Raw genomic sequence first — 12,751 nt, forward strand, 5'->3', positions numbered from 1 at the left:
GTTGGGTAGAGCGAAGCGAAACCCAACAATAAACACCTTTTTTAAATAGCTGTCCACCGACAGCTATTAATTTTAATTCACTTTCTCAACCTAACCCCAAAACCACCAAGACCCATCAACAACACAAATCCCCACACAAATATGTTGCCGTATTGGCTGTACACGCTGTCGCCTTTTATAAGCTTAATGTTGGCTTTCAATATGGTAGCTTCAAACTGAGGCATGGTTTGTTGTGTGTGGCTTATGGGGTCGTATACGGCGCTTACACCATTGTTGGTAACTCGCACTAGAGGGCGTTGTAGTTCGAGCGACCGCATACGGGCTATTTGCATATGTTGCAAAGGTCCAATAGAGTCGCCAAACCAGGCATCGTTACTTACAGTAAAGAGTAGGTCAGAATCGCTTTTGTAATTACCGCGGACTAAATCTGCAAAAGCAATTTCGTAGCAAATAGCGGGTAGTAAATTAAAGCCGTTGGCGCGCAAGTTGTTTTGCACTTTGTCGCCACGGGTAAACGATGACATAGGCAAATCGAATAATGGGGCAATAGGGCGCAAAAAGTCTTGAAACGGTACAAACTCGCCAATAGGTAATAGCTGGTGTTTTTGATAGCGGTTTTTATCAAGGTAATGATAATGCCCGTGCTCGTCGCCGCGTTCTTTATTACCGACCACAATAAGCGTGTTGAATATATTTTTGGTGTCTCGCTGATAGTCAACAATACCGGTTACAAGGGCGGTTTTATTAAACGAGGCTGCACTGTCTAAATTGGCTAGGTAGGAATCAGCAAGCATTTCTATTTCAGGCACGGCGGCTTCTGGCCATACTATTAAGTCGGCATCCCAATGTGGGCGTGTCAGGTCTTGGTATTTGCTCATTGTGGTCCAAAACTCACTTGGCTCAAAGCGCAGGTGTTGCTGTATGTTCCCTTGCACGAGCAACACTGACATGTTTTTATCTGTGTAATGAATACTGCCGGTGGTGCTTGCGCCTATAAAAATAAGCGCAACAGCTGTAGCAGTAACCGCCGGGGTTTTAAAATCTTTTTGGGTAAGTCTATACAGTGCAAAGCCAATAGCGACACAGATAAGTGTTAAGCCAAACTCGCCAATATAAGGGGCAAGCAGCCTTAAAGGTCCATCGGTTTGTGTGTAGCCAAAACTTAACCACGGGAAACCGGTAAGTACGGTGCCACGTAAATACTCACTAATTGCAAAGCATGCTATTAGTAATGCGCCAAAGCTTTTAGGGCCAGTGGCAAAGCGTGTAGTTGCCCAAAAGGCAAGTGCGGGAAATAACGCTAAGTATGCGCACAAAAATGCCATTAACGAGAGCGACGCTATAAGCGGCATACCGCCAAAGGTGGCAATAGAAACATGTACCCAGCTTATACCTGCACCAAACCAGCCTAGGCCAAATATAAAGCCATATTTAGCAGCGGTTTTTGCGTGTGCTTTACCGGTATTATTGGGGTTAACGCAAAAAATTATGGTACCAAGGCTAATAAATACGATGGGCCAAATTTCAAATGGGGCATAGCCAAAAGTTAAAACAAGGCCCGCAACGAGTGCGAGCCATGCTTTTTTATCTTTTGCTAATAGGGTAAGTCTAGTTAGCAGTTTCTTCACTGTCGTTATCATCAGCCTTAGGAACGGTGACTTGCAGTTGCAAAATACGACGATTGTCGGCGTTGGTTACTTTAAATTGGTAACCTTCTATGTCAATCGTTTCACCACGGCTTGGCATATGGCCAAATGCGTGCAGTACAGTTCCGCCAATAGTATCGGCTTCGTCTGTGCTGTAGCCTGTTTTAAAATGCTCGTTAAAGTCATCTACAGGTGTGAGTGCTTGCACTACGTGAACATGTTTAGCAAGTCGACGAATATCTTGATGTTCTTCTTCTTCGTCGTGCTCATCTTCGATTTCGCCAACAATTATTTCAAGAATATCTTCAATCGTTACCAAGCCCGATACGCCGCCGTATTCGTCAATAACAACAGCCATATGGTAGCGTTGCTGACGGAATTCGTTTAGCAATGTATCAACACGTTTGCTCTCAGGTACTACCATTGCTGGGCGTAAATAATCGCGTATTGATGGTAAATGCTCGTCTTTATTTAAGATCAGTGGCAATAAATCTTTAGCGAGTAAAAAACCTTCTACATGGTCTTTGTCTTCAATCACCACTGGAAAACGTGAGTGAGTTGAGTCAACCATCATTGGAATTAGCTCTTCAAGCGGGCTGTCGATCTCAAGAGTGATCATTTGTGAGCGCGGAACCATTATGTCTCGCACTTTAAGCTCAGACACGCCAAGCACACCTTCTATCATCTCTTTTGTTTCAGGATCGATTACGTCTCGTTCTTGCGCATCGGCAATAACTTCGACCAGCTCTTCTCTATTCTGGGGTTCCCCTTGCAACATTTGGGCTATTCTGCCCAACCACGTTTTGCCAGAAGAACCCTGGCTAGATTGCGAGTTACCGTCGCTCATTGCGTCTAATTGCTCCGTTAATTTAAATATCGTCCCGGTATGGGTCTGCTATGTTTAGCTCTGCAAGTAATTGCTTTTCGATGCTTTCCATCTCTAAAGCATCGTCACTCTTTATATGGTCAAATCCAAGCAAATGCAAGCATCCGTGAATAACCATGTGGGCAAAGTGGTCATGAAATGACTTCTCTTGCTCAATTGCTTCAGCTAATACAATGGCTGGGCAAATAATTAAATCACCAACCAAGGGAATATCTATTCCTGGTGGTGCTTCAAATTCGAACGACAGTACGTTGGTCGGTTTATTTTTACCGCGATAGTCGTTATTAAGTTGTTGCGATTGCGCTTCGTCGCTAATAACGATACTGAGTTCTGACTCGTCACGGTATTGGCTAAGGGCTTTGTCGGCCCACAGTGCAAATTGCTCTTCGCTTGGGAGGTTGTCAAACTCACAGGCTATTTGTAAATCAAGTTCGGTTGTCAAAGTATTACTCTTTAGTAGTAGGCTGTTGAAGAGCAGCAAGTGCGTCTTTTGCATTTTGCTTTTCAATGCGCTTTAGTCGCTCGCTTTCGTCGTTTCGCTCGTAGGCTTCAACTATGCGTGCTACAACAGGGTGGCGTACTACGTCTTGGGCTTTAAAGTAGTTAAAGCTAATTTCGTTTACGCCATCAAGTACTTCCATTGCATGGCGAAGGCCTGAACGTGTGCCACGAGGTAAATCGACCTGTGTTATATCGCCTGTAATAACCGCTTTTGAGTTAAACCCTATACGGGTTAAAAACATTTTCATTTGCTCGGCGGTGGTATTTTGGCTTTCATCTAAAATAATAAAGGCATCGTTTAAAGTACGTCCGCGCATGTAAGCAAGCGGGGCGACTTCAATGATATTTTTTTCGATGAGTTTTTCTACTTTTTCAAAACCTAGCATTTCAAAAAGAGCGTCGTAAAGAGGGCGCAGGTACGGGTCTATTTTTTGACTTAAATCACCGGGTAAAAAGCCAAGCTTTTCGCCCGCTTCTACAGCAGGGCGCGTTAATAATATGCGGCGTATTTCTTGGCGCTCAAGGGCGTCAACGGCGGCAGCAACTGCAAGGTAGGTTTTACCAGTACCAGCAGGGCCAATACCAAAGGTAATGTCGTGGTTTAAAATATTAGCCACATAAACACCTTGGTTATCGTTACGTGGTTTAATAACACCACGGCGCGTTTTAATCACCATTTCTTTGCCGTAAGCGCTGCTTGATGCGTCTTGCTCTAGGGCTTTTGATTCGGTAATAGCTAAATGAACGGCTTCGGGTTCTATTTCGCCTAAAACACCACGAACTGGCTGAGTATCAACATAAAGGTTTTTTAAGATTTCTACAGCGCCGGCGCAGTTGTGTAGTTTACCGGTTACTTTAAAAAAGTTGTCGCGGTGAATTATTTCAACAGCCAGGTGGCGTTCAATTTGTTTGATGTTTTCGTCAAACGGGCCACATAAAGAAGAAAGGCGTTTGTTATCGGCAGGTTCTAAATAAATCTCTAATGTTTTTAACTGATTACTCAAAATTGCTTCCTATAGTACTGCGCCAGCGTTAACTGGCGCTAATAGTGTGACTAAGGAACGAAAGTAGCTACGCCAATTTCGTTAACAGTGTCTGGTTTTGGCTCTGCAGCTGCAGCTTTAGTTAAAATAGCTGAAGGCGCGATTTCACGTCGTAAGTTCATTTCTGATTCTGTACGAATTAAGTCACCACGTAAAGAGTTAGGTAGTGCTTCGGTAATACGTACGTCAACAAACTGTCCGATCACTGTGTGCGGGCCAACAAAATTTACTACACGGTTATTTTCGGTACGGCCACGTAATTCCATTGGGTTCTTTTTAGAAGGACCTTCAACAAGTATACGTTGCTCTGTATCGAACATTTGACGGCTAATTTGCTGCGCCATTTGTGTAATACGGTTTTGTAGTAAGTATAAGCGTTCTTTTTTCTCTTGCTCTGTTACGTCATCTGGCAAATCTGCCGCTGGCGTACCTGGGCGTGCACTGTAAATAAAGCTAAAGCTCATATCAAAACCAATGTCGCTAATAAGCTTCATGGTTGCTTCAAAGTCTTCTTTACTTTCGCCTGGGAAACCAATAATGAAATCTGACGACATGCTTAAGTTAGGGCGAATTTTGCGTAACTTACGAATTGTCGATTTGTATTCAATTGCCGTATGGCCACGTTTCATTAGGTTTAATATACGGTCTGAACCACTTTGTACTGGTAGGTGTAAGTGATCTACAAGCTCTGGTACATCAGCGTAAACGTCGATTATATCAGGCGTAAATTCTACCGGGTGCGATGTGGTGTAACGAATACGGTCAATACCATCAATAGCAGCAATAAGACGAATTAAATCTGAGAAGTAACATATTTCGCCATCGTGCGTGTCGCCGCGGTATGCGTTTACGTTTTGGCCTAGTAGGTTTACTTCACGTACGTTTTGCTCAGCAAGCTGTGCAATTTCTAGTAATACGTCATCTACTGGGCGGCTAACTTCTTCGCCGCGAGTATACGGTACAACACAAAAAGTACAGTATTTAGAACAGCCTTCCATAATTGATACAAACGCAGATGGGCCATCCGCTTTTGGCTCTGGCAGGCGGTCAAACTTTTCAATCTCTGGGAATGAAATATCAACAACTGATGAGCCTTTGTTGCCTTGCACTTGTTTAATCATTTCTGGTAAACGGTGCAATGTTTGCGGGCCAAAAATAACATCCACAAATGGTGCACGTTGACGAATAGAGTCACCTTCTTGTGAGGCAACACAACCACCTACACCAATTATTAAGTCTGGCTTGTCGTCTTTTAACAACTTCCAACGACCTAACTGGTGAAATACTTTTTCTTGTGCTTTTTCACGAATTGAACAGGTGTTAAGTAAGATTACGTCGGCATCTGTTGCATCATCAGTTAGCTGGTAGCCGTTGGTGGCATCTAAAAGTTCAGCCATTTTCTGAGAGTCGTATTCGTTCATCTGACAACCCCAGGTTTTAATATGCAGCTTTTTGCTCATTGAAATATTGCCTCGTGTTCAATTCGATAGTGGCACAAAAATGTGCTAGAAACAGGATTAAGGAGCAAGCATGCTCACTTAAAGGAGGCGTATTTTAGCTGGATACCCGCCCAGATCCAAGTATAGTTTTCATGTTTGTGATCTCAAATCAATACGGGGCGAGTTTAATGTGCTGTTAGGGATATCCTCTGGTATAAAACAAATTAATTTTGATACAATCAAAACAGACTCAAGTAATAATAAAATGATGAAAAACATGACCAAAAATAATGTGATAGTGGTTGGCGGGGGCATGGTTGGCGCGGCTATGGCGATAAAGCTGGCTCAGCAAGGCTTTGGCGTGCGCATAATTGAAAAACACCTAATAGACCCATCGCACATTCTTAGTAGCGATAAGGTGGATATTAGAGTGTCTGCTATTAATCGTTTTTCAGAAAATTTACTTGATGAATTAGGGGCAATGCCTCTTTTAAGGCAAAACCGCATAGCACCTTATCAACAATTAGAGGCTTTTGAGCGCGGTGGTGACAATTTATTATTTGATTGCGCCGACATAAACACGACACATTTAGGCCACTTGATTGAAAATAGTTTAATTCAAGCAAGTTTGTGGCAGCAATTTGGGCATTATAAGATTGAGGTTATTGAGCAATCATTGCCGGTAACTAAAATAGAGCAAACGGATGATTTAATTACGCTTGTGTATGGTGATCAAACCTATACGGCTGATTTAGTAATTGCCGCCGATGGTGGGCAATCGCAGCTGCGCGATAAGGCGAATATTGGTATTACGGGTTGGCAGTACCAACAGCATTGCATGGGGGTGTTAATTAAACTCGATGCACCGCAACAAATTAAAACATGGCAACAGTTTACACCAAGTGGGCCGTTAGCATTTTTACCAATGCAGGCACCGTACGCTAATTTAATTTGGTACGACGATGCAAATACATTGCAAGCATTTAAAGGGCTAAGCCCAGCTCAGTTAAAAACGCACATACTGAATAAATTCCCAGAACTTGCTGGAGACTTTGAAGTACAAACCCATGCAGTATTTCCGCTTACTCGCCAACATGCTAATAATTATTCGCAAGGGCGCTTGGTTTTAGTAGGCGATGCAGCGCATACAATTAATCCCCTTGCAGGGCAGGGCGTTAATTTAGGCTTTCAGGACGTAGTGGCACTTGCTGAGGTTTTAAACGAAGCAGGAGATATAGGTTGCCCACTAAAACTTAAAGAATACGAGCGAGCTCGCCGTAAAGCTAATTTATTAATGATGAGCATGATGGACGCGTGTTACTTTGGGTTTTCTAATCAAATTACGCCACTTAAATGGGCACGTAGCCAGTTTTTAAAAATGGCTAATAATACGGGGCCAATAAAAAACTGGGTTTTAAAATACGCAATTAGTGGTGATTTAGGCTAAATTTAAAGTAGATATTAGAAAGGCTCATTTATGAGCCTTTTTTTATGTCTGTTTTTAAGTCAGCAAATAGTGACTCGGCTATATTGAACACAGTTTTAATTTAACTGGTGTTACATCACTAAATCGCAATTTAATAACTTTAAAGAGCCTGTGTGTGGATAATTTTTTTACAGTAATAATTATTTTAGGTGCGCTACTGCTTGTTGCTAGCTTAAAAACAACCGTTAAAGTTTGCAAAAAAACATCGCAAAGAGCATGGAGTGTACTGCTATGCGCTATTATTTTTTTTATTTTAGGGTATTGGTGGATACTTTATTATTTTTCAAACCACGATATTGCACCCGTCGTTATGAATATGGTGGCTATGTTGTTACTTGGCGGTGGTGGGTTTGTTTTTTTAGTTATTAAACTGAGCTTAAAAAGTATTCTTAAAATAGAGCAAGCAACGCAGTATCAAAAATATCAAACTGAGCACGATAACTTAACAACCTTACCTAACCGCGATAAATTTTTTAAATCTTTAAGTAAACAAGTTGAATATCCTTCCCCATTTTCACTATTTTATATCGACTTAAATAACTTTAAACAAATTAATGATGCGTTTGGGCATCATTGTGGGGACCAATTATTGACTGCATTTGCCAATAAACTAAATAAAGAATTATGCGGCATTGCTAAGTTATATCGAATAGGTGGCGATGAGTTTGCATTTTTATTGCATACCGATACAGATGAAAGCATGAATTATTGTGTAAACATTATAAACTCAGCCGTCAAAAGTCCGTTTTGTACGAATGAGCAAATGGTTAAAATACAATTAAGTATAGGCGTAAGCCGTTTCCCAGATGATAGCCGATTACCCGACCAGTTACTAAAAAAAGCCAACTTGGCACTGCATGAAGCAAAAAAGACATTTCAACCTTTAGTAAATTACTCATCTGAAATAGGTAAACGAGCTGAGGACTTTTTTGATTTATCAGTCAAAATTAAAGTGGCATTACATAAAGATGAGTTTGAGCTTTATTTACAACCAATAATGAACTCCAAAGATATTCAATTGCATGGCCTAGAAGCGCTGATCCGATGGCCGCAAGCTGATGGTAGCTTTATTAGTCCTGAAAAGTTTATAAGTGTAGCTGAGCGTACAGGGCTTATTTTTGTTTTATCGAAATGGGTTGTACAAGAAGCAGTTAACCATATTAGAAAACTTAAACTGTTTGGGTTCACCGGCACTATTCATGTCAACTTATCAACGAAAGATATTGAAAGCAGCGAGTTTTACGAATTTATAATTAGCTTACTTACTACTGACCCGACTTTAAGTGATTCACTAATATTTGAAATTACAGAAGGGGCAATGATGACAAACATACCCGCAGCAAGAAAAATGATGCAGCAGTTAAGTATGCGTGGATTTAAATTTAGTGTTGATGATTTTGGTACGGGGTTTTCGTCACTGTCGTTATTAAGGGAGTTGCCCATAAACCAGATAAAAATAGATCAATCGTTTATCAAAGATATGCTCATTAATCCGCCTGATTACGCTATTGTAGAATCTACGTTGTTTTTGGCGAGCCGATTAAATTGCGATGTAGTAGCTGAAGGAATAGAAACCAAAGAAGTAGAGCAAGCGCTATTGAGTATGAACTGTGATTATTTACAAGGGTATTTATATAGCAAACCAATAGATATAGACGAATTTATAAATGTATATTTAAGTACAGAAAAAGTAAGCTGAATTTAATGAATATTGAGAAGTTTTAGAGAAGGAAGTCAAATTGGCTGGGATACCAGGATTTGAACCTGGGAATGCCAGGATCAAAACCTGGTGCCTTACCGCTTGGCGATATCCCAACTATAAATTTGATATTAATTTTAGTTCTTAATAAGAACATGGTGCGGAAGGAGAGACTTGAACTCTCACATCCTAAGATACTGGAACCTAAATCCAGCGCGTCTACCAATTCCGCCACTCCCGCATCACTAATGTGCTCATTTAACCTCTAAGCTAGAGTAATTCTTTTATTCAACTTTCCTTGGTAGAAGAAGTTGGCTGGGATACCAGGATTTGAACCTGGGAATGCCAGGATCAAAACCTGGTGCCTTACCGCTTGGCGATATCCCAACAAAGAATTCTTTATAATTTTAGTTCTTATAAGAACATGGTGCGGAAAGAGAGACTTGAACTCTCACAACCGAAGTTACTGGAACCTAAATCCAGCGCGTCTACCAATTCCGCCACTCCCGCATCAACAATTTGCCAATTTAAACTCTAAGCTAGAGCAATTCTTTTATCCAACTTTCCTTGGTAGAAGAAGTTGGCTGGGATACCAGGATTTGAACCTGGGAATGCCAGGATCAAAACCTGGTGCCTTACCGCTTGGCGATATCCCAACAAAGAATTAATGATAATTTTATTTCTTATCAAGAAATGGTGCGGAAAGAGAGACTTGAACTCTCACAACCGAAGTTACTGGAACCTAAATCCAGCGCGTCTACCAATTCCGCCACTCCCGCATCGTTTGTGTTATAAAACACAGGTAGTTATTTTAGACTCTTCATTGAGTGCAATTTAACTCTTGCAGAGCCACTTCTAAAAAAAGAAATGGTGGCTAAGACGGGATTTGAACCTGTGACCCCATCATTATGAGTGATGTGCTCTAACCAGCTGAGCTACTTAGCCATTGTTGGCTGGGATACCAGGATTTGAACCTGGGAATGCCAGGATCAAAACCTGGTGCCTTACCGCTTGGCGATATCCCAACAATAACAATTGATAGTTTTAATTCTTATCAAGAATTATGGTGCGGAAGGAGAGACTTGAACTCTCACATCCTAAGATACTGGAACCTAAATCCAGCGCGTCTACCAATTCCGCCACTCCCGCACACAAGGTAGTTATTTTAAACTCTTCATTGAGTAACAAAAAAATAATGGTGGCTAAGACGGGATTTGAACCTGTGACCCCATCATTATGAGTGATGTGCTCTAACCAGCTGAGCTACTTAGCCATCTTTTTTTGTTAGCACTTCATCGCTGAGTGCGGGGCGTATTATGCTGATATGACCCAAATTCGTCAACACCTTTTTTGCAAAAAAACACTTAACTGTGTTTGTTTGCAGGAAAATTAAGCTAACAGGCTAAAATTTAATAAAAATGCTGTTTTTTTAGCTGCCTTTAAGGCGCGGAATCTTAATTAACCCTGTACTTCTTTAATAAAGCGATATTACAAAGATAGACTAGTTGAGGCTAATTATTATTTTTATAATGCTTAAATACAAAAAAGGCTCGTAAAAACGAGCCTTTAAAAATTATTACCAAGTGAAATTGGTTTAATTTGTACTTATACGTTGAACAAGAAATTCATTACATCGCCATCTTTAACAATGTACTCTTTACCTTCTTGACGCATCTTACCTGCTTCTTTTGCGCCACTCTCACCCTTAAAGGCAACAAAGTCGTCAAAAGCAATAGTTTGCGCACGGATAAAGCCACGCTCGAAGTCGGTATGGATTTTACCCGCTGCTTGTGGTGCTGTTGCACCTACAGGGATTGTCCATGCGCGTACTTCTTTTACGCCAGCTGTGAAATAAGTTTGTAATTGTAGTAATTCATAACCACCACGAATAACAAGGTTAAGACCTGGCTCTTCTAGACCAAGATCAGCCATAAACTCTAGCTTGTCTTCGTCATCTAGTTCTGAAAGCTCAGACTCGATAGCGGCACATACAGGAACAACAATCGCATCTTCAGCTGCGGCAATAGCGCGTACGCGGTCAAGGTATGGGTTATTTTCAAAACCATCTTCTGCAACGTTTGCAATATACATTGTTGGTTTAATTGTTAAGAAGTTAATAGAGCTGATTGCTGCTTTTTCTTCTTTAGTTAGTGCTAGACCACGTAAAGTTAAGCCTTCGTCAAGATGCACTTTTACTTTTTCAAGTACAGCATTTTGCTCTTTAGCGTCTTTATCACCACCTTTTGCTTTTTTTGAATTACGGAAAAGGGCTTTTTCAGCGCTATCCATATCAGCAAGTACTAACTCAGTGTTGATTACGTCAATATCGTCAGCAGGGTCAATAGTGCCTGCTACGTGGATGATGTTTTCATCTTCAAAACAGCGAACTACGTGGCCAATTGCATCGGTTTCACGAATGTTAGCTAAAAATTGGTTACCAAGGCCTTCACCTTTAGATGCGCCTTTTACTAAGCCAGCAATGTCTACAAATTCCATACTGGTGGTAAGAACTCGTTGAGGATTAACTATTTTAGCAAGTTCGTCTAGACGAGGATCTGGCACAGGTACCACACCTGTATTAGGCTCAATGGTACAAAAAGGAAAGTTAGCGGCTTCAATACCCGCTTTAGTTAGTGCATTGAAAAGCGTTGATTTACCAACGTTAGGCAAGCCAACGATGCCACATTTAAAACCCATAGTAAGATACCTTGTTTAGAATTCGTTTAAACGGTGTACTTGGACCCAAGTTACTAGGGTTTAAACGAATGTAGTCTGTTTTGTGCTTTTAACACACCATCTTTTGCAAGTATTTCCATGCAACGAACTGCTTCATCAACGGCAGCATCCATTTTTTCTTGGTCTGCTTTGGCTGCTTTTCCAAGCACCCAACCAGTAACCATTTCACGATGCCCCGGATGACCTACACCAATGCGCAAGCGCATAAAGTCTTTTTGATTTGCCATTTTTGCAATAATGTCTTTTAAACCATTATGACCGCCATGCCCGCCGCCTTTTTTTAACTTGGCAACGCCTGGGTCTAAATCCAATTCGTCATGGGCAACTAAAATGTCCTCGACAGGGATTTTGAAAAAATTAGCTAAACTACCGACCGCTTTACCACTTAAATTCATGTAAGTAGTGGGGATCAATAATTTGAATTCTTGGCCTTGAATGATCACTTTGCCTGTAAGGCCGTGATATTTAGGATCGTATTTTAGGGTGCAGTTGTAGCGTGCAGCGATTTGCTCGATGAACCAAGCACCTGCATTGTGGCGTGTGTTTGCGTATTCGGGGCCTGGATTAGCCAGGCCCACAAGCATTTGAATAGAATTCAAGGTTGCGAGACCTTAAAAATTATTCTGCTGCTGCAGCGTCGTCTTCAACTGGAGCTGCTTTGTTTGCTTTGATAGTCAGGATAGACTGATCATGGCCTTCGCCTTTACCTAAATCTACAGAGCTAACGCCTTTAGGGAAAGTAAGGTCAGAAATATGAACAGAATCGCCAACAACAAACTTAGAAACATCTACTTCAATGAATTCTGGAAGTGCTTTTGGAAGACACGTAATTTCAACTTCAGTTAACTGGTGAACAACAGTTGCGCCAGCTTTAGTTACAATATCTTCACCGATGAAGTGAAGAGGAACTTTAGTTTGAAATTTATGAGTAGCATCTACACGTTGGAAATCAAGGTGAGTAAGCTTAGGCTTGAATGGGTGACGTTGGATATCTTTTAAGATTACTTCAACAGCTTCGCCATCTACGTTAAGCGTAAGGATATGCGTGTAAAAACCTTCGTCTTCTTGTGCTTTGATCATATCTTTATGAGCAAAAGTAAGAGATAAAGCTTCTTTGTCAGCTCCGTAAAGGATTGCAGGAACTTTGTCTTCGCGACGTAGGCGGCGGCTCGCACCAGTACCAGTTTCTACGCGAAGTTCAGCGTTATATGTATAAGTTTTGTTAGACATGATGTCTCCAGTTATTAAAATGTGTAGGGCCTTTGCGACCAAGGTCCCTAGCCAAAAGGCGCGCTATCATACCACCACGCCCAGA

Annotated in this window: 10 protein-coding genes and 10 tRNA genes; 2 read left to right on the top strand and 18 right to left on the bottom strand. The window is 41.3% G+C overall.

Annotated elements, in window-relative coordinates; genetic code table 11:
• Positions 1-77 precede the first annotated feature (77 nt).
• The 5 genes from lnt to miaB are packed head-to-tail and all read right to left on the bottom strand — an operon-like array spanning position 78 to position 5,536.
• A complete protein-coding gene (lnt, locus tag CXF76_RS15525; protein WP_101164101.1) occupies positions 78-1,628 on the bottom strand; it encodes an apolipoprotein N-acyltransferase in 1,551 nt (516 codons plus the stop codon).
• Positions 1,609-2,493, bottom strand: a complete 885-nt coding sequence (gene corC / locus CXF76_RS15530; protein WP_007585597.1) for a CNNM family magnesium/cobalt transport protein CorC — start codon at positions 2,491-2,493, stop codon at positions 1,609-1,611. The genes lnt and corC overlap by 20 nt, the downstream gene beginning before the upstream one ends.
• 22 nt (positions 2,494-2,515) lie before the next feature.
• Positions 2,516-2,974 carry an rRNA maturation RNase YbeY gene (ybeY, locus tag CXF76_RS15535; RefSeq protein WP_002958542.1) on the bottom strand — a complete coding sequence of 153 codons (459 nt, stop codon included), beginning with the start codon at positions 2,972-2,974 and terminating at the stop codon, positions 2,516-2,518.
• Positions 2,975-2,978: 4 nt separating this feature from the next.
• Positions 2,979-4,037, bottom strand: a complete 1,059-nt coding sequence (locus CXF76_RS15540) for a PhoH family protein (RefSeq protein WP_007585598.1) — start codon at positions 4,035-4,037, stop codon at positions 2,979-2,981.
• 50 nt (positions 4,038-4,087) lie between these two features.
• Entirely contained in the window at positions 4,088-5,536 is a 1,449-nt protein-coding gene (gene miaB / locus CXF76_RS15545) for a tRNA (N6-isopentenyl adenosine(37)-C2)-methylthiotransferase MiaB (protein WP_010554713.1), read from the bottom strand.
• 169 nt (positions 5,537-5,705) lie between these two features.
• Here miaB and CXF76_RS15550 point away from each other — a divergent pair, with 169 nt between their 5' ends.
• Both CXF76_RS15550 and CXF76_RS15555 read left to right on the top strand, forming a co-directional pair.
• The gene (locus CXF76_RS15550; RefSeq protein ID WP_024591112.1) at positions 5,706-6,962 is read left to right on the top strand and encodes an FAD-dependent monooxygenase; all 1,257 of its coding nucleotides are present in this window, start codon (positions 5,706-5,708) and stop codon (positions 6,960-6,962) included.
• 154 nt (positions 6,963-7,116) lie between these two features.
• Entirely contained in the window at positions 7,117-8,700 is a 1,584-nt protein-coding gene (locus CXF76_RS15555; protein ID WP_101164102.1) for a putative bifunctional diguanylate cyclase/phosphodiesterase, read from the top strand.
• A 41-nt stretch (positions 8,701-8,741) separates the two neighbouring features.
• On the opposite strand, the gene CXF76_RS15560 is transcribed toward CXF76_RS15555, so the two are convergent.
• The 13 genes from CXF76_RS15560 to CXF76_RS15620 all read right to left on the bottom strand — a co-directional run bounded on the left by CXF76_RS15560 (position 8,742) and on the right by CXF76_RS15620 (position 12,666).
• A tRNA-Gln gene (locus CXF76_RS15560) sits at positions 8,742-8,816 on the bottom strand.
• A gap of 40 nt (positions 8,817-8,856) precedes the next feature.
• Positions 8,857-8,941, bottom strand: a tRNA-Leu gene (locus CXF76_RS15565).
• A gap of 71 nt (positions 8,942-9,012) precedes the next feature.
• Positions 9,013-9,087 (bottom strand) — tRNA-Gln (locus CXF76_RS15570).
• Between the two features lie 38 nt (positions 9,088-9,125).
• A tRNA-Leu gene (locus CXF76_RS15575) sits at positions 9,126-9,210 on the bottom strand.
• Positions 9,211-9,281: 71 nt separating this feature from the next.
• Positions 9,282-9,356: transfer RNA gene (locus CXF76_RS15580), tRNA-Gln, on the bottom strand.
• Between the two features lie 38 nt (positions 9,357-9,394).
• Positions 9,395-9,479 (bottom strand) — tRNA-Leu (locus CXF76_RS15585).
• An 89-nt stretch (positions 9,480-9,568) separates the two neighbouring features.
• Positions 9,569-9,645 (bottom strand) — tRNA-Met (locus tag CXF76_RS15590).
• 5 nt (positions 9,646-9,650) lie between these two features.
• Positions 9,651-9,725: transfer RNA gene (locus CXF76_RS15595), tRNA-Gln, on the bottom strand.
• A 39-nt stretch (positions 9,726-9,764) separates the two neighbouring features.
• A tRNA-Leu gene (locus CXF76_RS15600) sits at positions 9,765-9,849 on the bottom strand.
• 47 nt (positions 9,850-9,896) lie between these two features.
• Positions 9,897-9,973: transfer RNA gene (locus CXF76_RS15605), tRNA-Met, on the bottom strand.
• Between the two features lie 332 nt (positions 9,974-10,305).
• Complete coding sequence (gene ychF / locus CXF76_RS15610) at positions 10,306-11,397, bottom strand: redox-regulated ATPase YchF (protein ID WP_007583951.1); 1,092 nt, start codon at positions 11,395-11,397, stop codon at positions 10,306-10,308.
• Between the two features lie 53 nt (positions 11,398-11,450).
• A complete protein-coding gene (gene pth, locus CXF76_RS15615) occupies positions 11,451-12,035 on the bottom strand; it encodes an aminoacyl-tRNA hydrolase (protein WP_007583954.1) in 585 nt (194 codons plus the stop codon).
• Positions 12,036-12,054: 19 nt separating this feature from the next.
• A complete protein-coding gene (locus CXF76_RS15620) occupies positions 12,055-12,666 on the bottom strand; it encodes a 50S ribosomal protein L25/general stress protein Ctc (protein WP_008171830.1) in 612 nt (203 codons plus the stop codon).
• Between the last annotated feature and the right edge of the window lie 85 nt (positions 12,667-12,751).

The organism is Pseudoalteromonas sp. 78C3 (genome assembly GCF_002836695.1).
Classification (GTDB): domain Bacteria; phylum Pseudomonadota; class Gammaproteobacteria; order Enterobacterales; family Alteromonadaceae; genus Pseudoalteromonas; species Pseudoalteromonas arctica.